The organism is Spirochaeta thermophila DSM 6192 (assembly GCF_000147075.1).
Lineage (GTDB): Bacteria > Spirochaetota > Spirochaetia > Winmispirales > Winmispiraceae > Winmispira > Winmispira thermophila_A.
The window spans coordinates 1,183,825-1,205,541 of sequence record NC_014484.1; the positions used below are offsets into that span (position 1 = coordinate 1,183,825).

General features: G+C 54.9%; 19 protein-coding genes. 2 read left to right on the forward strand and 17 right to left on the reverse strand.

The features are described from left to right. Window positions 1–5: 5 nt before the first annotated feature. The 14 genes from STHERM_RS05410 to STHERM_RS11985 all read right to left on the reverse strand — a co-directional run bounded on the left by STHERM_RS05410 (window position 6) and on the right by STHERM_RS11985 (window position 14,196). On the reverse strand, window positions 6–734 hold the full coding sequence (locus tag STHERM_RS05410; protein WP_013313879.1) for a hypothetical protein: 729 nt from the start codon (window positions 732–734) through the stop codon (window positions 6–8). After that, complete coding sequence (locus STHERM_RS05415) at window positions 703–3,066, reverse strand: adenylate/guanylate cyclase domain-containing protein (protein ID WP_013313880.1); 2,364 nt, start codon at window positions 3,064–3,066, stop codon at window positions 703–705. Before STHERM_RS05415 ends, STHERM_RS05410 begins: the two co-directional genes overlap by 32 nt. A gap of 28 nt (window positions 3,067–3,094) precedes the next feature. Next, the gene (locus tag STHERM_RS05420) at window positions 3,095–3,775 is read right to left on the reverse strand and encodes a tetratricopeptide repeat protein (protein ID WP_013313881.1); all 681 of its coding nucleotides are present in this window, start codon (window positions 3,773–3,775) and stop codon (window positions 3,095–3,097) included. Between the two features lie 21 nt (window positions 3,776–3,796). Next, window positions 3,797–5,308 (reverse strand): sigma 54-interacting transcriptional regulator, encoded by a 1,512-nt coding sequence (locus STHERM_RS05425; RefSeq protein ID WP_013313882.1) that lies wholly within the window; start codon window positions 5,306–5,308, stop codon window positions 3,797–3,799. Window position 5,309: 1 nt separating this feature from the next. Continuing rightward, the gene (locus STHERM_RS05430) at window positions 5,310–7,709 is read right to left on the reverse strand and encodes a 30S ribosomal protein S1 (protein ID WP_041623305.1); all 2,400 of its coding nucleotides are present in this window, start codon (window positions 7,707–7,709) and stop codon (window positions 5,310–5,312) included. Further along, entirely contained in the window at window positions 7,693–8,460 is a 768-nt protein-coding gene (locus tag STHERM_RS05435) for a pseudouridine synthase (RefSeq protein WP_013313884.1), read from the reverse strand. Before STHERM_RS05435 ends, STHERM_RS05430 begins: the two co-directional genes overlap by 17 nt. Next, window positions 8,447–8,983, reverse strand: coding sequence for an SMC-Scp complex subunit ScpB (scpB, locus tag STHERM_RS05440; RefSeq protein ID WP_013313885.1), 537 nt, complete (start codon window positions 8,981–8,983; stop codon window positions 8,447–8,449). Before scpB ends, STHERM_RS05435 begins: the two co-directional genes overlap by 14 nt. Further along, a complete protein-coding gene (locus STHERM_RS05445) occupies window positions 8,980–9,711 on the reverse strand; it encodes a segregation and condensation protein A (RefSeq protein WP_013313886.1) in 732 nt (243 codons plus the stop codon). The genes scpB and STHERM_RS05445 overlap by 4 nt, the downstream gene beginning before the upstream one ends. Before the next feature lie 13 nt (window positions 9,712–9,724). Then, entirely contained in the window at window positions 9,725–10,225 is a 501-nt protein-coding gene (gene folK, locus STHERM_RS05450) for a 2-amino-4-hydroxy-6-hydroxymethyldihydropteridine diphosphokinase (protein ID WP_013313887.1), read from the reverse strand. Further along, window positions 10,226–11,353 carry a recombinase RecA gene (gene recA / locus STHERM_RS05455; RefSeq protein WP_013313888.1) on the reverse strand — a complete coding sequence of 376 codons (1,128 nt, stop codon included), beginning with the start codon at window positions 11,351–11,353 and terminating at the stop codon, window positions 10,226–10,228. A gap of 54 nt (window positions 11,354–11,407) precedes the next feature. After that, a complete protein-coding gene (gene dtd, locus STHERM_RS05460) occupies window positions 11,408–11,857 on the reverse strand; it encodes a D-aminoacyl-tRNA deacylase (protein WP_041623307.1) in 450 nt (149 codons plus the stop codon). Between the two features lies 1 nt (window position 11,858). Further along, complete coding sequence (locus STHERM_RS05465; protein WP_013313890.1) at window positions 11,859–12,953, reverse strand: tetratricopeptide repeat protein; 1,095 nt, start codon at window positions 12,951–12,953, stop codon at window positions 11,859–11,861. Window positions 12,954–13,035: 82 nt separating this feature from the next. Next, window positions 13,036–13,827 (reverse strand): tetratricopeptide repeat protein, encoded by a 792-nt coding sequence (locus STHERM_RS05470; RefSeq protein WP_148223873.1) that lies wholly within the window; start codon window positions 13,825–13,827, stop codon window positions 13,036–13,038. A 111-nt stretch (window positions 13,828–13,938) separates the two neighbouring features. Next, window positions 13,939–14,196, reverse strand: coding sequence for a hypothetical protein (locus tag STHERM_RS11985; protein WP_174266713.1), 258 nt, complete (start codon window positions 14,194–14,196; stop codon window positions 13,939–13,941). A gap of 132 nt (window positions 14,197–14,328) precedes the next feature. On the opposite strand from STHERM_RS11985, the gene STHERM_RS12715 reads away from it, so the two are divergent. Both STHERM_RS12715 and greA read left to right on the forward strand, forming a co-directional pair. After that, the gene (locus STHERM_RS12715; protein ID WP_335323044.1) at window positions 14,329–14,892 is read left to right on the forward strand and encodes a tetratricopeptide repeat protein; all 564 of its coding nucleotides are present in this window, start codon (window positions 14,329–14,331) and stop codon (window positions 14,890–14,892) included. 11 nt (window positions 14,893–14,903) lie between these two features. Further along, window positions 14,904–17,600 (forward strand): transcription elongation factor GreA, encoded by a 2,697-nt coding sequence (gene greA, locus STHERM_RS05480; protein ID WP_013313893.1) that lies wholly within the window; start codon window positions 14,904–14,906, stop codon window positions 17,598–17,600. A gap of 52 nt (window positions 17,601–17,652) precedes the next feature. On the opposite strand, the gene STHERM_RS05485 is transcribed toward greA, so the two are convergent. The 3 genes from STHERM_RS05485 to tgt are packed head-to-tail and all read right to left on the reverse strand — an operon-like array spanning window position 17,653 to window position 21,711. Further along, complete coding sequence (locus STHERM_RS05485; RefSeq protein WP_013313894.1) at window positions 17,653–19,023, reverse strand: HEAT repeat domain-containing protein; 1,371 nt, start codon at window positions 19,021–19,023, stop codon at window positions 17,653–17,655. Then, complete coding sequence (gene murJ / locus STHERM_RS05490; protein ID WP_013313895.1) at window positions 19,020–20,579, reverse strand: murein biosynthesis integral membrane protein MurJ; 1,560 nt, start codon at window positions 20,577–20,579, stop codon at window positions 19,020–19,022. The genes STHERM_RS05485 and murJ overlap by 4 nt, the downstream gene beginning before the upstream one ends. Next, entirely contained in the window at window positions 20,566–21,711 is a 1,146-nt protein-coding gene (gene tgt / locus STHERM_RS05495) for a tRNA guanosine(34) transglycosylase Tgt (protein WP_013313896.1), read from the reverse strand. The genes murJ and tgt overlap by 14 nt, the downstream gene beginning before the upstream one ends. Window positions 21,712–21,717 lie beyond the last annotated feature (6 nt).

The following is a 21,717-nucleotide window of genomic DNA, read 5'->3' on the forward strand; positions in this document are numbered from 1 at the left end:
GCTCATCATTGGACTTCCACTTTTATGGGATAGAGGACCCTTGCGGCACTGTAGAGATTGTTCAGTTCGTCGTCCACTCCGAAACACACGGCGACGAATACGAGATAGACATGCGTTCCTGAATCGGGGACGTCGATGTCGTCCCTGTCTGCAGAGGAGAATGGTTCGTCGTTTTCGACGGTTCGTATGATGGTGGAGGTCTTCGTCTCTTTTCCGGTTATTACATCGAACCTGCTGATACTATTGCTGGTGTCTACTGTGATGGTCACGGTGTATGTGCCATCGGGGTATCCAAAGGGGATGAGAGGAAGCTCTTCGGAGCCTTCAGCATAGACGCGTCGGTACCCTTTGCTCGTGAGCGAGGAGACGGGGTTGTACAGGATATCCTCTATGTCCTCTTTGTCGGATGTGAATGAAGCGTCGTCGACAAAGAACGTCTGTCGATCGGAGATGTCGCTCGCGTAGAATTTGTAGTAGAGTTCCACACCCTTGAAATAGGCTTCATATACGCTGTTCTCTCCGTCATACCTGAAACCCGTTTTGGTGTCTTCTCCTGGATAGAGAAGGTGTCCGCTCTCTATGGGATTAAGGATCACGCCTGTCTCAAGCCCACATCCGGCGTATACGCCGAGCAGGAACAACAGGAGTGTCCACTCCCCTGCTCTCCTCCTTTTTTTCCCTCGTTCGGGGGGAGATGTCTTCCTAGCTATCGTCTCGTACGTCGATGAGTTCATAGATGAGTACCGGTTTGTTCTTCCCTTTCACCCTGATATTGTCGAGTTCTCGTACGATTACTTTGTCCTTTACGAGGCTGTAGGTGTATTCGCTTATGATGATATTCGTCATATAGGTTTTGTTCGTACCCTCGAGGCGTGCTCCGAGATTCACGTTATCGCCCATGAGTGTATAGTTCATCCGTCCAGGGGAACCCATGTTGCCCACCGTCATGATCCCCGAGTTGATTCCTATCCCGATGTTGAGTCGTTTTTCGGGAGGCCATTTCGCGTTGAGTTCCTCCAAGGCTTTCATCTGTCTGATCGCACATATGCAGGCCCTGAGGGCATGATCTTCCTGCGGGATCGGGGCCCCCCAGAAACACATGATCTCGTCTCCTACGTATTTGTCGAGCGTTCCTTCGAGGTCCAGGATGATGTCGGTCATCACCGTGAGATATTCGTTCAGGTGATTTACGAGCTCCTGAGGGGTCATGGTTTCAGAGAGCGTGGTGAACCCCCTGATATCGGAGAAGAAGACGGTGAGTTCCTTGTCTACTCCCCCCAGTTCCGGGAGGGATTCCATGTCTATGAGTTGATCCACGACACGGGGGCTCACGTATTTTGAAAACATCTCTCTTATCCGTCGCTTATCCCGCTCCTCGGTCATCACACGATATACGACGATTGCAAAAAAGGTGAAGAGCCCTGCGGTACCCGTGGAGGAGAACGGGACGAGTACTCCGGACAGATCGAATGCCACGGTGATCGCAAGGAACATGACGAGAAGAGACAACACCGTGAGTATCGCTGAAAGGAGGATCGATTTCCGGCTGCTGAGGAAGGCGATGAAATATATGATTCCGAGGAGAAAGACGATGTCCGCCCACCAGGGAATGGGTATGATGAACTGACTCATGAGTATGGTGTTCAGGGCGTTTGCATGGATTTCCACTCCATACATCAATCCCAGCGGAGTGGGCTTCTCATCGGCCGCCATCCCTTTTGCGAAGGGCCCCACCATGATGATCTTGTTCGGGGCTATCGCCCGCGGGCCTTTTGAAGGATCTTCCGGTAAGGCACCTTTGACGTACCCCACATAGGGGCGGACCGGGAATGTCTGGTATCCATCTGAAGAGGACGGGGGACCCATGTAATTTATGATCATATTGCCCCATTCATCTATGGGGATCCGAAGTTCGTGGATCGTCTTCTCCTCCGCGGGTTTCACGATCCGGCCGTTCTCGTCCGTCTCCGCAGGACGCGCTACGATGGTATAGGGCTCCCACTCCCCTGTCTTCGGATTGTACTTCTGAGGATCAGGTATCCTGATGTATTCGCCGAGTACCACTTCCACATCCGAGGGCCGTTTGTGCATGTACTCGAGGGCGAGTGAGAGGGTGATCGCCGGCAGGAAATAGTCCCTGTAGTATCTTACCACGAAGAATTCTCCGTCGATGGTGCCGTCTCCATCCAGATCTATTTCCTTGGGCGGGGCCTTTTTCTCCATCTCCACCTGCAATTTCCGCAGAATCTCCTCAGTGAGAGGATAAGGGATGGGATGTTCCCTCCCCTCCATATCCACCCACGCGAGACGTTCGAATCTGGACCTGTCGATCGAGAAATCCGTGGTGAGTTCTGGGAGGGGGATGAGTCTCACCAGCCGGCTCTGCTTGGCTATGAGCGGCTGGCGACGAAACACTTTGTCATAGTCTTCCACGAAATTCGCATGACCGTATCCTTTTGCGGCTTTGCCATACGGGATGAGAGGTGGTTGAAGCCCGTAGAAGGCAGGGATGGATTCCCAGTCTCCCTCGATCCGTGTGATCAGCCCGTATTCCTCGAAAAGTGTCTCCTGCCGTCTGTGGAGGACCTCCTCATAGGCAGGAGGCGGAGGATTGAGTTCAAGCACGGTGTCGAGGAAGACGCGGCCGTTCTCTTCGATGCTCTTTACGAGGAGGGCGTCGTTGAAGGCCTCTTCCTGCGGCTCTACAAAGAAGATGTCGAGGAACAGCGCCCGTTCCCTCTGTTGCTGATCCCTGATACGAGCGAATCTGCTCACTAGTTTCGCATGGACGGATCTGTCGAAAGGCCACCTGCCGATGTCACTCAAGGTTCGGAAATCGATTCCTATGATGAGTATGTCGGGGGATATGTTGGGATTCTGGGCGCGGACCTCTACTCCCTCTTTTATCTTCCGGGAGGTGGTCAAAGTCTTGAGCTTGAAATGGGTATCGAGTACCTTGAGTTCCCATCGGTCGAAGATCGCCGTGGTCTCTTTGAGGAGGAGGAAGAGGAGGAAAATCCCCGTGGCGATAAGGAAGCCGGCACATCCTGTTTTGATCCGTTTCATCCTCTTCCTCCTTCCGTGGTTTTGGGTGTTATTCCTGGAGTTGGAGGAATATCATTCTGTCACGTGCGAGATGACTCCACTGGGATGAGGGATAGTCCTCCAAGAGCTGAGTATAGATCTGTCGGGCTCCCTCTCTGTCTCCGGAGGACTCCTTGAGCCTTCCGAGCGAGAAGAGGGCCCGCGGTTTCAGGACGGAGAAACCGGCTTCGATCACTTTCTCATAACGCGTCGTGGCGCCGCTTGTATCGCCGAGGTTTTCTCGTGCTGCCGCGGCGTCGAGGAGTGCGACTGCAGCAAGATAACTGCGGGGGAATTCCTTTGCAAGACGATCGAACCAGATCGAAGCGTCATCCCAGTCTTCTTGCCAGAAGGCGAGGTGTCCGAGGAGGTACATCGCGCGTTGGGAGGGATAGGCCTTTCTATAGGTATCGACGACCCTCTTGAGATCCTCTTCGAGGGATAGCACCTCCTCATCTCCGACCTGTTCTCTGTCACTCGTCTGTAGGCGGGCGAAACGCTCTTCCAATTGTTCGACTTCGTAGGTTCCCTTATCGAGGAGCGCCGCCTCTCTCTGTTGATAGGTGAAGAATCCGGTGAGCACGGCGATCACGAGCAGCAGCGTTCCCAGGATCACCCATCGGAACCGGCTGAAGAACCTTTCCACTCGCGGTGTGGTACTCACCTCTCTTTCCTGTACTACTGGTGGCATCGTCTCTCTCCTTGCATCGCATTAGATTTTGATATCATACTCTTTGATGAGTTTCGCAAGATAGGTTCTTTGGATCCCCAGTTTTTTTGCGGTGAGGGTCTGGTTCCCCCTGTTCATACGAAGCGCGTTCTGGATGAAGTTCCGTTTGAAGATGGTTACGGCTTCTTTCAGGCCTTTTTGCTGATAGAGCTCAGAGTACTCGGACGGTCGGGAGATCATGAGATCCTCGGGGGTGATGTACTCTTCCTGGGATATCACCACCGCACGTTCCACGACATTTTCGAGCTCTCTCACATTGCCTGGCCATGTATATCCGAGGAGGACTTCGAAGGCTTCAGGGGTGAAACCCTTTATGGGTTTGTTCATCTCTCTGGTATATTTCTTCAGGAAGAATTCGGCCAGGACAGGTATATCTTCCACCCGTTCTCTGAGGGAGGGAATATAGAGAGGAATGACATTGAGTCTGTAGTAGAGGTCCTGTCTGAATGATCCTTCCGCCACCGCCTTCTCCAGGTTTCGATTGGTAGCGGCTATGATTCTCACGTCGACCTGGATGGGCTCGCTCGACCCCAGTCTCTCGAAGGTCTTGTACTGGAGGACCCTGAGAAACTTCGCCTGGAGTGTGAGGGGAAGCTCCCCGATCTCATCGAGGAATATCGTGCCTCCATGGGCGAGTTCAAATCTGCCTTTGCGATCCTGGACGGCGTCGGTGAAGGCCCCCCTCACATGTCCGAAGAGCTCGCTCTCCAGAAGACTCTCCGGAAGTGCCGCGCAATTGACTCGCACGAACGGTCCGTCTTTGCGTTTGCTCCTCAGATGGATCTGTTCGGCGAAGAGTTCTTTCCCGACTCCGCTCTCCCCTTGGATGAGTACCGGAGAGTCGGTCTGGGCTATCTTGTCCACGAGCTGGAGTTTTTCCTTGATGAGTTGACTCTCCGCGATGAGAGGGTGGAAACCTTGTGCGGTGGTGATCTGGATCTGGAGGTGCTCTATCTCATTGTGGACCCGTTGGAGATAGCGCGCGTTCTGAAAGGCGATTCCGGCCTGATTCGCGAAGACTTCGAGCCACTCGAGATCTTCCTGGGTGAATCCTTTGTCGCCCTTCTTGTTGAGAACCTCTATGACCCCCACGCACTCTTCCTTGACCCTCATGGGTACGGCGAGAATCGAGCGCGTCCTGTAACCCGTCTCACGATCGATTTCAGGGAAATGTCGGGGATCGTCTTCCACGCTGTTGACGATGAGTGAACGATTGTGTTTCGCCACCCATCCGGCGATACCTTCTCCGGGCTTGAGGGAGAAGCGTTTCACCTCCGGTCCTTTGGGACCGAGGGCGATTTCGAAATAGAGGCGATTCATCTCTCGATTCAACACGAGGAGCGAGGCGGCCTCCCCTTCCGTGAGCTCCATTGCCGAGGAGAGGATCTCCTCCAGAAGGGTATGTACGTCCTGATACCTCGAGTTGATCCTCAGGTTGATCTCGAGAAGCTTTTCCAATTTCCTCTTGTCGATGATCTCCGAGGAAAAGATCATATCATTCCGACTCGTCCTCCTGGCCTGAAGAGAGGAGGTCTGCTATGCTGAAGGTGGTCTCCCCTTCTCCTTCATGGAGGTACTTGCTCAATTCGCGTTCCTGCTCTTTCTTCTCTTTCTCCCGGATGGAGAGGATGAGCCGCCTCTTCGAGGGTTTGAGCTCGAGTACGAGCGCCCGTATGGTGTCGCCCTCCTTGAGTCGGTCACGGACGGTCTCGGGACTCTCCACAGCCGGATCGCACAGCTGACGATTGGGAATGAAGCCCTCTATTCCCCCCTGAACCTCCACGACGATTCCCTGAGGTTCCTTCCTGAGGACCTTGGTCTCGATCTCGCTTCCTTCGGGGAAGGCCTTGGCAAGGGCTTTCCATGGATCTTCGGAGAGTTGTTTTATTCCGATCTGGATCCTGCGTCTCCTCTTGTCGATACGGGTGATACAGAATTCGATCTCCTGTCCCGGCTGGAAGAGGGTTGTGACATCCTCCACCCTTTCGGTCCAGGAGATGTTCTCTGCAGGAAGAAAGGCCTCGATTCCCTCTTCGAGTTCAACCACCGCCCCGTGCGGGAAGACCTGCGTGATAGGACGGGTCAGCCTCATCCCCACAGGATAGCGTTCGTGGAGGGTCTCCCACGGGTTTTCCTGGAGCTGACGAATACCCAGCGAAAGTCGTCGTTCTTGGATGTCATAGTCGAGGATCTTGGCCTGGATCTTCGCTCCCCGTTTGAGAACTTCTTTGGGATGCTCGATGGTCTTCACCCATGACATCTCGGAGATATGGACGAGACCCTCGATGCCTTCTTCTATCTCCACGAAGGCCCCGAAGGGCATGAGTTTGGTCACCACCCCCTCTACCACATCTCCCCTGTGGTAACGTTCTTCAAAGTGGGTCCATGGATCTTCTTTGAGTGCCTTGAGGGAGAGATTCACCTTCTGCTGCTCCCTGTCCATCTTGATTATCTTCACCCTGACCTTTTCACCCTTTTTCACGTAATCCTTGGGTCGTACGGCCCGTCCCCAGCTCATGTCCTGAAGATGGAGGAGCCCGTCGAATCCTCCCAGATCTATGAAGGCTCCAAAGGGTGCGAAGGATTTCACGACTCCTTCTACGATGTCGCCTTCCTTTCTCGTTTCGAAGAACTCGGTCCGCTTCCTTTCCCGTTCCTCCTCGAGCCACCTCCTTCTCGAAAGGACGATGTTCACCTTTCTGTTGGAGAAGAGACGTTCTATGAGAAAGCGGGTTTCCAGCCCGATGTAGGGGCTCACGTCCTCCACACGCTCGATGTCGGTCTGCGACCTGGGAAGAAAACCAGAGAACCCGTGTCCCAGGTCCACTTCAAAGCCGCCTTTTATCTCCCGTACTATCTTCCCTTCGATAGGCTTCTTTTCCTGGAAGGCGTCTTTCAATGTCTTCCAGAAGAGCCGCTGATCCGCCTTTTTCTTGGACACGAGAATGTGACCGTCGGCCGTCTCCTTGCGGAGGATGACCACGGGGACGGTATCCCCTACTTTCGGAAGGGTATCGAAATCGCTTATGGGAACCTGGCCTTCGGATTTATAGCCTACGTCGAGGTATACATAATCTTTGTTGATCTCGATCACTGTGCCTTCTACGAGAGACCCCTCTTCCACCTCTTCCAGGGTCTTGAGATATATTTCCTGCAGTTCCTCCTGTTCTGGCACGGATGGGTCGGGGGAGGTATTCATCTGGGGGTCCAGCGTTGAGTTCTGATGGTTCATCATGTCAGTCCTACTCCTGTTCTCCGATATCTGCCGAATGATCTGTATAACTTTCTCACAAACCGCCTCGCTGGTCAAGTCGGAGGTGTCAATATAGACCGCACCGGGCGCTTGCTTGAGGGCTCCCAGTGGTTTGTTCCTGTCGATCTCGTCTCTTCTCCGGATCTCCTTCACAAGCTCCTCATAGGGGAGCGAGGATGTCCCCTGGAGGAAGCGTCTTCGTGCCCTCTCCTCCGGCGTGGCGTCAAGGAAGAACTTGTAGGGTGTATCGGGAAAGACCACTGTGCCGATATCCCGTCCTTCCACGACTCCGCCTGATTCTCGTACCAGGGTTCTCAACTTTTCCGTGACGTGGTTCCTCACCTCGGGGAGTGAAGAGACCTGAGCCACCCACCTGTCCACCTGATCCGTATGGAGCTCCGAAAGGGAGGGAATGCCGTCGATGTCGAGAACGCCCTCGACGATCCTGCAGGTGAGGTCTCGAGCCAGGAGAATGATGGCTTCTTCCCGAAGAGGAGAGAGGTATTGTGCCATGATGGCAAGGTACGTGACCGCCCGGTAGAGATCTCCCGAGTTGACATGGGGGAGGTGGAGCCGCTCTGCGATGCATCTCGCTACCGTGCTCTTGCCCACCCCGGCTGGTCCGTCAATGGCTATGATCATCATGTCCTCTCCCTTCCCGTAGAAGTCTGATTTCCTCCTTGGTGAGATTCCGGAAGTGCCCGGGCCTGAGCCGACCCAACCGGACAGGCCCTATCCTGATGCGGTGTATCCTCACAATGGGGATATGAGAGGAATAGAAGACCTTCCTTATCTCCCTGTTTTTTCCTTCTTCGAGAATGAGATGGACCTTGTGGGGGCTTTTCGATTTATAGGCTTTGAGCACATATCGTTCCCCTTCGATCCGTATTCCCTTCAGGTAGGATTCGAGGAGTGCTCTGGGGATGGGTCGTTTGGTTTCCACGAGATATTCTTTCTCGACCCGGTGTTTGGGATGCATCACGATATCCGCAAACTCACCGTCGTTTGTGAGAAGCAGGAGACCGGAAGAGAGGAAGTCGAGCCGTCCGATGGAGAATACCTTATACGGCAGGACGGGATCTATGAGGTCATAGACGAGCGGCCTCCCCTGCGGATCGGAACGGGTACAGAGATATCCCGGGGGTTTGTGAAATGCAAGATAGAGGAACTTTCCGACGAGGTGGACATCCCTCCCGTCCAGGGTCACGCGGTCTTCCTGCGGGTCCACGCGATGGGCGGGATTGGTTATCACCCTGCCGTTCACTCTCACCCGTCCCTTCTTGATGAGTTCCTCGCATGCCCGCCGAGAGCCTTCACCGCACCGTGCGAGGAAGACGTGGAGCCGCAGTTGCGAGGATGAGCCGGGATGTCTCTGTCCACTATTTGAGTTCAAATCGTTCCGCCTCTTCTTCCTGGAGTTTCGGGAGATCGGCGATGCTCTTGAGTCCGAACATGCGAAGGAATTCTGGGGTGGTACCGTACATGGCAGGTCTTCCCGGGAGGTCTTTACGGCCCACTTCCTTTATCAATTCTCGGGAGAGGAGCATCCTGATCATGGCGTCGGAGGATACCCCCCTTATGGCCTCGATTTCCGCCCGGGTGATAGGTTGTCTGTAGGCGATGATTGCCAGGGTTTCCAGGGCCGCACGGCTCAACCTCGAGCGGTGTTTCTTCCCGTATCGAGGGCGAAGCGCGCTCCAGAAGCGCTTGTGGGGTGAGAGAAACACCTCATCGGAGGAGATGTAGAGGTCGATCCCATGTCCGTTTGTCTCATAGACCTGTTTGAGCTCTTGAAGAGACTGTTCCACCTCTTCCGAGGAGAGTCCGGTGGTCTCCGCGATCTGGGCCATCGAGATCGGTTCCGACTCGAGCAGAAGGACTGCCTCGCACAGAGCGGCGCTGGGTGAGAGTTTCATGTGCCCTCCTCTCTCTTCCTGATGATGATATCCCCGAAGAGACGGTTCTGGAAGACGCGAATCAATTTCAGGCGACTGCTCTCGAGTACTGAAAGGAAAGCACAGATGAGATCGAGGAGCGAGTGGGGACGGGTGATCAGGTCGGTGAACGGGAACTCGTCCTTTTGGGAGAGGAGTTCAAGGAGGAGTGCCTGTTTCTCCGAGGTGGTCACATCCTCGGAGAGGTCTATGAGTCTTCCGGCCGAGAGTTTGCTCATGAGGTGGGAGAAGACCTTGAAGAGGTTCCACGGATCCATTTCCTCCAAGACCGGTTCCTCATCGAAAGGTAGACGGGGTTGCCCGTTTCTACGCTCGAACCACGAGAGGGGAGAGTTTTCTGCCTCTTCCCACCTTTTTTCCATGAGTTCCGAGAGTTTCTTGTATTTCTGATATTCTATCAACTGTTCCACGAGGTCCTTTCTGGGATCTTCCCAGTCCTCATCGACCTCGTCGTGCTCTTGCGGGAGAAGCATCTGTGATTTCATATAGAGCAGGGTGGCGGCCATGAGATAGAAATCGGTGAGATTGTCGAGTTCCACCCGTTCGGCGTATCTGAGGAATTCGAGGTACTGCTCTGTGATCTCCGCGATAGGTATGTCGTATATGTTTATCTCGGCCCGCTTTATCAAGAAAAGAAGGAGGTCGAGAGGGCCTTCGAAGTCCTGTAGTCTGAACGTCGTCGTCTCCATGGGAAGATCATTTCTATACCAGTGGCGCTATTTTTTCAAGGTGAAGAGGATGGTGGAGAGCGGCCTGCTCCTGTTTCACCCGGAACGGGACTCCGTCCCGGGGGTCCACGAGGTCAGGGGCGAGTTCCAGGAGAGGCACGAGCACGAAGAGTCGTTCCTGCATCCTGGGATGGGGGATCTGGAGGGAAGGGGTGGTGAGCAGCAGATCGTCGTAGAGGAGTATGTCGAGATCGAGCGGTCTCGGGCCGTAACGTGGTTCTTCGGCCCTGTTCCTGCCCGCGTTGGTTTCGAGCTCCTGGAGAAACCTCAGGAGGGCTTCGGGGTGAAGGTCGGTATGGAACTCAATCACTGTGTTGAGGAAGTCAGGTTGGTCCCTCAGGTACATGGGTTCCGATCTGTAGAGCGAAGCACACCTCAGCTCCGGGTCCCTCTTCCTGAGGGCAGAAAGGAGGCGTCCCACTATACCGAGGGAATCTCCCCTGTTCGAACCCACAGCGATATACGTCGTCGCCATCTAGAAGAGTATCTCTTCCTGGGACTTCGGTTTTTTTTGCCCATTCCCGTTCTTCTTCTGAACACCGTCTTTCCCCTCTTCGGGAAGAGGTGTCTTGTTCGTGTAGAGATGTGGGAAAAGCTTCTTTCTGAGCTCCTCCTCGATGCGCGAGGCTTCCTCTGGGTGTTCCACGAGATATTGCTTTATCGTCTCCCTCCCCTGCCCTATCCGTTCGTCTCCGATCGAGTACCAGCTCCCGCTCTTCTGGATGAGCCCGTGTTCCACTGCGGCGTCCAGCAGGCTCGCGATACTGGAGACCCCTTTCCCGAACTCCATTTCCAGTTCCACCTTCTTGAACGGAGGGGCCACCTTGTTTTTCACCACCCGGACACGCACCTTGGTTCCCACTGCGTTGTCCGCCCCCTCGCTGATGGTCTCGGTTCTCCTGACATCGAGTCGGATCGTGGCATAGAACTTCAGGGCGTTCCCTCCGGTGGTGGTCTCCGGATTACCGAACATCACCCCGATTTTCATCCGTATCTGATTGATGAAGATGAGACAGGTGCCCGATTTGGCGACGGCTCCCGTGAGTTTACGAAGTGCCTGGCTCATGAGCCGGGCCTGGAGCCCCACATGGGCGTCTCCCATGTCACCATCGATCTCGGCTTGCGGGGTGAGAGCGGCCACAGAGTCCACCACGATGATGTCGATTGCTCCCGAACGCACGAGGGATTCCGTGATTTCGAGGGCTTCCTCACCGGAAGAGGGTTGAGAGACCCACAGTTCATCGATGTTCACACCCAGGTTCTTTGCATACGTGGGATCGAGCGCGTGTTCTGCATCGACAAAGGCGGCGATTCCTCCCCGCTTCTGGGCTTCGGCGATCGCGTGAAGGGCGATGGTGGTCTTTCCCGAGGACTCGGGACCGTAGATCTCGATGATCCTCCCCTTGGGATATCCACCCACGCCCAAGGCATAGTCGAGGAGAATGGATCCCGAAGGGATGACATCGAGGCCTTCGACATGGCTGCGGGAGCCCAGGCGCATGAGTGCTCCCTTGCCGAACTGCTTTTCGATCTGGAGTTGCGCGGCCTCGAGTGCCTTCAGTTTTTCTTCTCGTACGTTGGGTGAGGAATTGTTTTTTGCCATAGTCTCCCCTCTCACGCATAGTAGAGCCTCACGGGGAATCCGTCAATAGCATATTCAGAACGCCTTCTTCGAGTCGAGGAGAATGGTGACAGGCCCGTCCACCACCAGCGAGACTTCCATATGAGTGCCGAATACGCCGCGGGCCGTCCTGAGGCCGAATGTCTCGATCGTTTCACAGAATCGCGTGAAAAGGGGCTCGGCTTCGGCCGGTGGAGCCGCCGCATTGTAGGAGGGGCGTCTCCCTTTCCGCACGTCTCCGAGCAGGGTGAACTGTGGAATCACGAGGATGTTCCTCCCCTCTTCGATGACCGAGCGGTTCATCTTTCCCTCGTGGTCCTCGAATATCCTCAAGTGGGCCACTTTTGTCGCAAGATAGGCCACGTCTTCCTCCGTGTCACCGATGGCTACTCCCAAGAAGACTGCGATCCCTGTTTCGATCGATGCCACTACCCTTCCCTCGACCTCAATGACACCTCGATGGACTCGCTGGACCACGGCTCGCACGTCAGTCCTCCAACCATCGGAGAGAGTGGCATCGAACCAGGAAGCCTATCGGCGAATGTTCGTCGATCGTGATCTCTCCCACGATCTCATACGCCCGTTCGGGATCGATCGTCACGGGAAAAGGAACCTCTACGGGGACGATCCCCTCCAGAATCCGCCTCGTGTGGTAACCCACCAGGAAGTCGAAGGTGATCGCATCGGGTCCGACCTCGAGGTTGGAGATTCTTCCTTTCCATTGGATTCCCACTCCCGCATAGAGAGGAGGATCTTTCATCACTTCAGCGAATCCCACGCGAGTTTTCAATGTGCCGAATTCGGGGGGGTGGAGATGGGGGATGAGCCCTTCCACTTTCTTTTTTACTTCCGGAGCTACGTTCGAGAGAAGGATCTTGTTTATAGAGATACGGGCTCGATTGTCGTCGAAGGCCACGAGGGCCTCCTGGATCTCGTGGAGAAGTTCCTGCGCCTCCCGGCTGGTCAGTACGTATCGGAACTCCCCTTCTTGGGAGAAGAGAGCCCCATTGTATGCCTCGATTTCGCGGAGGATTTGCCGGGTTTCGGGCGAGAGTGCGTCCTCTCTCTCCCTCCCGTGTATGGTGAACACGATGAGACCTCCGATGAGGAGGATCCCTGCGAAGGACGTGAGGAAGAGCACGGGAGCGAGTCGACGCCGTTGGAAGCGCATCCTGGGGAAGAGCTTCCTGAATCGGGGAGAGGTGATGAGGTCTTCCAGATCATCGTCGGTTCTACACGTACGTACCATGTCGAGGGCGTGTCTGGCAGGAGCATAGTGCGGATGGTCCTCGAGTATTTCCAGCCATCGTTGGATGGCCAACGAGGAGTCCCCCCGTTTCAGGTAGATGAGGGCAAGGCCGTGGATGATCTCGGGGCGTTCCGGCCGAAGGTGATGGGCTCTGAGGAGAAAGGTCTCCGCTCCCCCGTAGTCCCCGACATGCAGGCAAGAGAGGCCGAGGAGGGCATAGAACGTGAAACTTTCCCTGTACTCGAAGATCAACGGTTCGAGCAGGCGTATGACATCTCCGTAACGACGTCGTGCGAACAATTTCTGGGCCATACGGAGATCTGATTCCTTCATCCTCTCCTCACCACGATGTCTGAGTGTGTCCTCCATTGTAGCCCATGGAATGTCCGATGGGAAGACCGAAGACTCCCTCGAATTACCGTGAGGACTCGTTCGTCTGTTGTCTCAGGCGTGAGAGCTCTGCCTCGAGTTCCTTGATTCTGGCTTTGAGAGCCTCGACCTCTTCGAGGGAAGGGACCTGATTGAGTTTTTGCTGGTAGATGGAGAGTGCTTCCTTGTAGGATCGTTCTTTCTGGTTGAGTTCTTCAGCGAGTTTCAAATATTCTTCATGACTCCATTTGAGGAGTCGGAGCAGTTCCTCCTCTCTCATCGCATACTCGATGAGTTCCATCCTGTAACGTGCCGCCTCTGCCTTTGGTGAAGACCGGTAGTTCTCCACGATATGCTCGTAGAGCGGTCTCGCTTCGGTGAAGTGGCCGAGTGAGAAGAGTGATTCCGCGGACCAGTAGAGGGCGTTGGGAACGAATTGGGATGTAGGATACGAGGCGAGGAAAGCGTTGAAGTGGGAGATACAGGATTGGTAGTCACCCTCGAGGTAGAGGAGCCTTCCCTTCTGATAGAGGGCTTCCTCGTAGAGGGGGTGGGACCCCCCTCTCAGCAGGAAGGCCTCGAGGGATTCCCGTGCCTCGTCATATTCCCCCAGGGTGAGACAGATCTTCCCGTACCAGAAGAGCGCCTCCAGGTAGACGGGAGAATCGGCTGAAGAGAGGAGCCGGCTGAACACCTCCTTCGCCTGGATGTACTCCCCGGCCTTCACCAGGACGAACGCATGTCGCAGCAGGGCTTCGTCTCCGTTTTCTTGGGCGCCGAGAGGGGAAGAGAGAATATACATCACGAGCACGATGACGGCGGTGACTCTGGATCTCATGCGATTATATTGTCGACACTTTTTCATGAAAATGAACGGTTTCTTTGGTGGGAGCGTGAGGGCACTTCATTGACTATTATTCCGTAAGTGGTATAATAGAAAAAACTTCTATCACTTTTCAGGAGAAGTGTGGACAACGATATATCCATGCTCCACAGGTTTGTAGAAGAGGGCTATGAAGCTCTCAGGAGAGGATTGTGGGAGGAGGCTTTTCACTCCTTTCATCAGGCCTTTCTCCTTGATGGAGACGACAGGGGAATCCTCGCTTCCTTGAAGTGTGTGCAGTACTGGAAAGAAATGGAAGAAGAGGTGGATCATGAGTGGTCGGCTGAAGAGAAAGGCGATTTCTACATGGAACGATGGAAGCATTTCGTCTCATTTCTCGAACATATCGGAGGTGCAGAGGAACGGTGTGTCTTCAGTTGTAAGACGTATGTATTCGGCTCGGCTCTGAGGTGGTATGAGTCTGCTTCGGAGGGGAAGGAAGGAGAGAGTGAGCTCATGTTCAAAAAGGGGGTTTGCGAGAAGTCTCTCGGCGATTATGAACCAGCCCGGCAGACCCTTGAGCGGGTTGTGAGAGAGTTCCCTCGGCGATCCTTTTTTCTCTCGCAACTCGCGGACACGTATGCCCTGATGGGAGAGGTGCACCTCGCGAAGGTATTCTTCCGCGAGGCCTTCTTTCACAACCCCGCCGAGATCGAGCTCGCCTTCCTGGAATCCGAGATGATCAACAGACTGATTTCTCGGGTGAAGGAGCTCGGGTACGAGCCTCCCCTCCTTCAGGAGTGGCTTCCTGTGTATGGTGTACTCTATGGAGTCTTCACGGTGAAGCGGGAACTCAAATCGCTCGAATATGGGAAACTCCGGCAATCCATCTATGCCTTGGAAGGAGAACTCACGGACGAACACGCGGACAGAAGAACGATCATCCCCCGCCTGCTCAACAGGTATTTCTGGCTCATGGACCATTACAGGATCAACAATGAAGAACCTCTCAAGATCCAGGATACGCTCTACAAGATACGACTTCTGGATGAGAAGATCTATGAACTTTATATCCATTGAGGAGAGGATGTATGTCTGACGCACTACGAAAGGAACTCCAGGAAAAACTCAACGAAGAGAAGTGGACGCGAGCGGCGCTCACCAGCTATTCGGTGACCCAGTTCAAAGAACTCGATGACCTCATCGAGAGGATACGAAAGGCAGGATGGTCCACCGAGGCGCTCCAGATATGCGAGGAGCATCTGGAGCACACGAAACACAGCATCGTGGCCCTCTATATTTCGGGGATTCTCAAGATAGAGAAACGCGCAGTGGACGACGAGCACCTCGTGTCGCTCATCCAGCTGTTCATCGATCAAAGAAAGTGGAAGATCGTCGAATACCTCTGTCAGAGGGTTCTCGAGTACGGAGAGAATCGGTTTGCACTCAAGACCCTGGCCCATTGGTACGAGACGGAGGGACGGGAGGCCGATAAAGTCGCCATATGGGAACGGCTCATAAAAGTTGATTATGAAGAAGCAGATCTCGTGAAGACACTTGCGGAAAAAAAGCTGGAGCAGGGGGCCACGGAGGAAGCCGTCGATCTCTACAAGAAGGCCCTCCATCGGTATATCGGGAAGGGGGATTTTCCCAATGTAAAGGAGATCTGGGAGCGGCTGCTCACCCTGGCTCCCCAGGACATCAGCTTTTTCGATCACGCGAAGTCGAAGATCGTGACGATGCTCGGAGAGGAGAAGGCCATTCAGCTTCTCTATCTCCTCTATGAGGCTCACAAGGATGCCGAAGACCAGGACATCCCCATATCGATCCTCAAGCAGATCCTCTCCTACGACCCGCGGGACACCCGGGCTCGAAAGGCCCTGGTGGAGGCGTACAGGAAAAAATATGCGGGACACAGCAATCTCGAGGAGTATCTCAAGATCTCGAACCTCACGCAGAACTGGCGGAACGTCCATGAAGCCATAGAGGATTTCGAACGCCATATCGCATTCGACGAAGGCAACTTCGTCTACCACAGGACGTGGGGAGTGGGGAGGATACGCTCCATCAAAGGCGATGAGGTCGTCATAGATTTTGTGAAGAAACGCGGCCACAAGATGTCGCTTCAGCTCGCCATCGACTCTCTCCAGGTTCTGGACAAGCGCCACATATGGGTGTTGAAGGCGGTGTCTTCGAAGGAAAAACTCAAGAAGATGTTCCTCTCGAACGTGAGATGGGGTCTCGAGGTGGTGATCAAGAGTCTCGAAAACAATGCGAGTATCCGGGACATAAAAAGCGAACTCGTCCCATCCATCCTCTCCTCCCGGGAGTGGATGGAGTGGAGTGAACGGGCCAGGGAACTCCTCAAGACGGACCCCATGTTCGGTAACGTTCCCAATCGATCCGACAGGTACATGGTGAGGAGCCATCCTGTAAGCTTCGAAGAGAAGATCTATCTCCGTTTCAAGGCCGAGAAGAGCTTTTTTGCCCGTCTCAAGACCATGGAGGAATACCTTCAGCAGGGAGAGCCGGACAGCGAATTCTTCAACGAGATGTTGGAGTATTTCATTTCCTTCCTGAAAGGCGAGGAGATCACGGAGACCACGATCTGTTCCGGACTCTTTCTCTCACGCCTCCTCAAACAGTACCCCTATCTTGGGGAGAGGATCCAGGTGGATCTTCTCGATCTCTTCTCCAGACTCGACGACCCTCGCACGATGAAGGATGTCTTCGCAAAGATACAGGATCAGGACTACAGACGACTCTTCCTCGAATTCGTGAAGCACAATCTTCCCGGATGGCCGAGAATCTTCAAGGATCTCTTCCCACAGTATCTGAACCGTTACATCATCGAGTCGCTCCGGGATGCGGGTAGGACCGATGTCCTCCAGGAGCTCGTGGACGACCTCTTCGATCGATACAAGGAGGAGAGGGAAGCCTTCATATGGCTGATACGGAACTATCTCGATGAAGAGTGGTTCAGGAAGACGTTCGAGCTCTCTTTCGAGCGCATCCTCATCAATTTCCTCCATCTGCTCGATATCACGTATCGGGAGATAGAAAACTCGAAGAACGTGGTTCACAACAGGAAGCTGAACAAACAGGTGTATGCCTTCCTCTTCCAGGAGCAGCGGCTGGAACAGTACCTTCTCCATGCATCGGAAGAAGAGGTGATACGCATCTACAGTCTGGTGGAGGATGTGGAAGGGCTCGATCCCGCCACGAAGATAGAGTTGCGGCATCTCATCATGGAACACTTCCCCGGGATCAAGTTGCCTGGCAGAGAGGAACGCGAGGTGGTCGTTCCACGGGGTATCATGGTGACCCCTGCGGCGTATGCGGCCAAGCAGAAGGAGCTGAAATATCTCCACGAGGTGGAGGTGCCCAAAAACTCGAAGGAAATCAGCCAGGCCCTGCTCCTTGGGGATCTACGCGAAAATGCCGAGTACAAGGCAGCCAAGGAGCGACAGGAAATGTTGAACAGCACGATCGGAAAGCTCAAAGAAGAACTGGAAAGGGCCCAGATCGTGCGGCCGGACGAAGTCGATGCGAGTCAGATCTCATTCGGGACCAAGGTCACACTCCTCAACAAGGAGACCAAGAAGAGAGAGACCTACGTGATCCTGGGGCCCTGGGAGTCGAATCCGGACAAGGGGATAATCTCCTACCTCTCGCCTTTCGGCTCGGAGCTCTATGGGCACAAGGAGGGGGAGGAACTCGAATTCACCATAAACGAGCGAACGTATCACTATGTGGTGGAGAAGATAGAAAAAGCCGACATGTCGTGAACATGAGGGGGGAGGGGCTCTCCCCTCCCCTTCTCCATCCGTATGGCGGAGATCACTTCAATCCATCGAGTGCCGCCTGGGCATATTTCTTGAGGGTATTGTTCTTGGAAGTGGCGAGGATTTCCTCGAGTCGGGGGATGAAGGAGGTGAGGCGGTTCCGACGGATGCCTTCTATCCCGTAAATCTGGATGATGAAGTTCGCGTGTCCGAGCATTCGTTCGTATAGAGAGGAAAGCCCCGGATCAGACTTCAAAGAGAGTTCTTTGCAGATGGTGAGGAGCAACTGAGAGTTCTCCTTCTCCCACTCCTGAGCCATGGCTTTTTCTATCGTTTCAGCAACAGAGGAGAAGTGTCGGTCGATGAGTTCTTTTGCGATCACCGGACGAAGTTGGAATGAGGTCCGTTCGCTCAGGAGGAGATCCTCGAGAAAGCCGACAGCTTCTCTGGTCCCGATGCTGGAGAGGGCTTTCACGGCGGCCTGCCGCACCTGGAATTCGGGATCCTTTTCCGCCTTGTATTTCAGGATGGGGATGCTCTCTCGACTCCCCTTTTCTCCCAGGACCTCACACGCCGCGACCCTCGTCCTCCAGAAACTGTCCCGAAGGGCGTCCTGAAGTGCGACTTCGATCTCCTCGGTATCAGGAAAGCGGGAGAGCGCTCTCACTGCTGTGGCCCTCAGGTAGGGGTCGGTCTGATCCTGGAGCGCCTTGAGAACGAGAGGGAGCGTAGAGGGATCCGCCAGGAAACCGATGGCCTCGCAGGCCGCTCGTTTGAGTCCTTTCTCTTCCGTATCGAAGACTTCTCGGAGGGTTTCGAGTGCCCCGGGGTCCTTCATCTTTCCCAGCGCCTTGAGGGCCTCCATCCTGATACGTTCGGATGCTGTATCGTCTTCTGCGATGGAACGGATTCGCTCGAGGTGTCGCGAAAGCTGGAGATCGCCCGCTATCCTCACCAGGGTGGTTTTGAGACCCTCGTCGTTGAGGGAGAACAGTGCATCGAATGACGTGGCGAGCACCTCCTCGCAGTCCCGGGGAGACACCTCTTTGAGGTACTCCAGGACATCACCGAGGAATGCACCTCCGAAAGTATCGAACGCGTCCTCGTAGGCGTCGAGGGTCTCCTTCGCCTCCGGGACGAGGTCAGGAAGCCCATTCTCCGAAAAATAGGCGAGCACCGCTGTCTTGAGTTCCTTTGAAGTGGTTTGTCCGTAGAGCGCTATGAGTGGCTCGATGTAGGAAGGATCGGGTTCGGTCTTGATCCTGTCCAGCACATCGATCACCTCGGTTTCTATACCGTAGAGGAGGACTTGCTTCCGTTCTTCCACGATGGATGTCGTCTCGGATCCTCCCTGCTGCTGGCCCGCCGCACTCAAGGGAAGGAGAAGGAAGATCAGATACAGGGATGGTCGCGTATGCCGTCTCATCGGTTTCTCCTCAGAGGGATTCTCTTCGAGAGATCGACTCTGAAGAGGCGGTACATGAGGAGGATAAGCATCGCAGATCCTATGATCAAGAGTGCCACGAGGAGAAAATAGGAAAAGGAACTCCCTTCCCTCCAGCGATCGCCGAGGAAGCCACGTATACCCAAAAGGACGATTCCGAATGGTATGAGGGCGGCCACGATCTTCCCGAGTTCCCTCGTAAACTGGGAAGAGGGAAACCCTTCGAGCTCTCTTGTCGTGGTGAGAAACAAGAGGATGCTCCCGGTCAGGAAGGAGAGTGAGTGCGCCAGCGCGAGTCCCGCCACCCGAAGAGACGTCTCCTTGAGAACGAGGGAAAGGAGGATGTCAAGAGCGACCACCAGCAAGACGAGCATGAACGGCCTCACGCTTTCTCCTTGCGAATAGGAAACGCGCTGGAGGAGATTGAACGATCCCACGAAGAACATGCCGGGAAGATATGCACGTAGGACCTGGGCCGTCATTTCGGTGTGTGAGGAGAGGAAGGCCCCCCGCTGGAGCGCGGCCGATATGATGTCGTGGGAGAGAACCCCCATGGCGATCGAGGCCGGCAAGAGAAAGAAACCGAGGGCCAGGAGTCCCTGTTCAACCGACGACCTCAACGCTGTTTTTTTTCTGTCGAGGGCGTCCTGTGCGAAACGGGGGAAGAAGGCGGTGTTGATCGACGCCGAGAAGATCCCGAACGGGAGCTGCCAGAAGACGATGGCGTTGGTGAGCGCGGAGGTGCTGCCGTCCTCGAGCCCGGAGGCGAAGAGGATCGCCACCTGCTGATCGATCACGAGGAGTGAGGAACTGGCCACTATGGGACCCCAGAGCCTGAGCACTTCCCTGAAAGGAGGATCGTGGAAGTGAAGGTTGGGGATGAGTGAGTATCCTCTCTTCACAATCGAAGGGATCTGAAAGAGGATCTGCATCATCCCCCCGATGAGGACCCCCAAGGCCATGGCATATACATCGAGCCTGTTTCCCGCCAGGAGAATACATCCAATCACCGAGAGGGAGAAGAGCAGCGGAGTCACGGCGGGTATGAAGAATCGCTGATGTGAATTGAGCGTGCCCATGAGAACTGCGCTTATGCTCACCAGGAATGTGTACGGCAGGAACCATCGGAAGAGACTGATGGAGAGAGCCATCTTCCCGGGGTCGGGGAAATCGAGCAACACAGGTACGATCGCCTTCGCTCCTGCGATACCTGCTGCGATGAGAGGAACGAGGACGATGATCTGGAATCCCAGGATGGTACTCATGAGTCTCCTGGATATCCTGCCGCTCGGATCCTGCTGGTGGGTCTGTGTGAGTACCGGAATGAATGCAGAGGAAAGGGCGCCTTCGGCCATCAGTTTGCGGAGATTGTTCGGTATGTTGAATACTGCGTTGAGGACGTCGGCCTTCCCTGATGCCCCGAAGACCGCCGCCACCACCCCCACCCTTACGAATCCCAGAAGGCGGGAAAGGGTGGTGCAGATCATGAGCACGATACTCGCTCGTACTGTTCCGGATGTGGATTCATTCGTTCTCATCTGCTCTCGTTCCCTCCTGGTAGCGGGCGAGGAACGCTCTCTTGTATCGGGAGAAGTTCCCCTCTCTGATGCTCTCTCGAATTTCCTCCACCATTGTGAACAGGAAATGTAGGTTGTGGATAGTAGCCAATACCGGTCCCATGATCTCCTGGGTCTTGAAGAGGTGTCTCAGGTATGCCCTGGTATACCGTCGGCAGGTGTAACAGCTACACTCAGGATCCAAGGGGCTGAAGTCCCTGGTGAATCGTTCCCTTCGAAGGGAGATCCTCCCGCTCCTGGTGAACACACTGGCGTTGCGTGCGGTCCTGGTGGGGAATACGCAATCGAACATGTCTATCCCCTGCTCCACCGCCTCCAGGATGTACTCCGGGGTTCCTATGCCCATGAGGTAGTGGGGCACCTCGGGCGGGAGCAGGGCGGCCGTGAACGCGAGGAATTCCTGAAATACCGGGAAGGATTCTCCCACGGAAAGCCCTCCTATCGCAGTGCCGGGAAGATCGAGGGCGCAGATCTCTTCCACGCTTCTCCGTCTCAGGTCATGGAAGAAATTGCCCTGCACTATCCCGAAGAGGAGCCCCCCGGTTTCCTCTCGGAGGGACTCCCATCGTTCCTTGCTCCGCCTCGCCCACGCAGTCGTGATCTCCAGGGCCTCCTCCGCCTCCTTCTTCGATATACCCGGCGGGGTACACACATCGAGAGGCATCATCACATCGCTTCCAAAGGCTGTTTGGATATCCACGACCCCTTCCGGAGTGAGTGTATGGTAGGAACCGTCGATGTGTGAACGGAAGTAGATCCCTTCCTCCCGGATCTTCCTGAACGGGGCGAGGGAGAAGACCTGGTACCCACCGGAATCCGTGAGTATGTTCCCCTGCCACCCGATGAACGAATGAAGTCCGCCCGCTTCCCTGATGATGTCCACACCAGGCCGAAGGAACAGGTGATAGGTGTTGGAAAGTATCAGCCTTATCCCCATTTCATCGAGTACGGAGAAGTCCACGGCCTTCACCGACCCGTTGGTCCCCACCGGCATGAACACCGGGGTCTCGACTTCCCCATGAGGCAGAAGGAGACGTCCCGTCCGGGCAAGACACGAAGGGTCCCTGTGCGTGATGGAGAAAATCCCATGCATCGTGTT

Bases quoted from the DNA above. Each gene is read 5' to 3' on its own strand.
- STHERM_RS05410 (WP_013313879.1), bottom strand. From the start codon at position 734: ATGAACTCATCGACGTACGAGACGATAGCTAGGAAGACATCTCCCCCC.
- STHERM_RS05415 (WP_013313880.1), bottom strand. From the start codon at position 3,066: ATGAAACGGATCAAAACAGGATGTGCCGGCTTCCTTATCGCCACGGGG.
- STHERM_RS05420 (WP_013313881.1), bottom strand. From the start codon at position 3,775: ATGCCACCAGTAGTACAGGAAAGAGAGGTGAGTACCACACCGCGAGTG.
- STHERM_RS05425 (WP_013313882.1), bottom strand. From the start codon at position 5,308: ATGATCTTTTCCTCGGAGATCATCGACAAGAGGAAATTGGAAAAGCTT.
- STHERM_RS05430 (WP_041623305.1), bottom strand. From the start codon at position 7,709: ATGATCATAGCCATTGACGGACCAGCCGGGGTGGGCAAGAGCACGGTA.
- scpB (WP_013313885.1), bottom strand. From the start codon at position 8,983: ATGAAACTCTCACCCAGCGCCGCTCTGTGCGAGGCAGTCCTTCTGCTC.
- STHERM_RS05445 (WP_013313886.1), bottom strand. From the start codon at position 9,711: ATGGAGACGACGACGTTCAGACTACAGGACTTCGAAGGCCCTCTCGAC.
- folK (WP_013313887.1), bottom strand. From the start codon at position 10,225: ATGGCGACGACGTATATCGCTGTGGGTTCGAACAGGGGAGATTCCCTC.
- recA (WP_013313888.1), bottom strand. From the start codon at position 11,353: ATGGCAAAAAACAATTCCTCACCCAACGTACGAGAAGAAAAACTGAAG.
- STHERM_RS05465 (WP_013313890.1), bottom strand. From the start codon at position 12,953: ATGAAGGAATCAGATCTCCGTATGGCCCAGAAATTGTTCGCACGACGT.
- STHERM_RS05470 (WP_148223873.1), bottom strand. From the start codon at position 13,827: ATGAGATCCAGAGTCACCGCCGTCATCGTGCTCGTGATGTATATTCTC.
- STHERM_RS11985 (WP_174266713.1), bottom strand. From the start codon at position 14,196: ATGCTTCCATCGTTCCATGTAGAAATCGCCTTTCTCTTCAGCCGACCA.
- STHERM_RS12715 (WP_335323044.1), top strand. From the start codon at position 14,329: ATGTTCAAAAAGGGGGTTTGCGAGAAGTCTCTCGGCGATTATGAACCA.
- greA (WP_013313893.1), top strand. From the start codon at position 14,904: ATGTCTGACGCACTACGAAAGGAACTCCAGGAAAAACTCAACGAAGAG.
- STHERM_RS05485 (WP_013313894.1), bottom strand. From the start codon at position 19,023: ATGAGACGGCATACGCGACCATCCCTGTATCTGATCTTCCTTCTCCTT.
- murJ (WP_013313895.1), bottom strand. From the start codon at position 20,579: ATGAGAACGAATGAATCCACATCCGGAACAGTACGAGCGAGTATCGTG.
- tgt (WP_013313896.1), bottom strand. From the start codon at position 21,711: ATGCATGGGATTTTCTCCATCACGCACAGGGACCCTTCGTGTCTTGCC.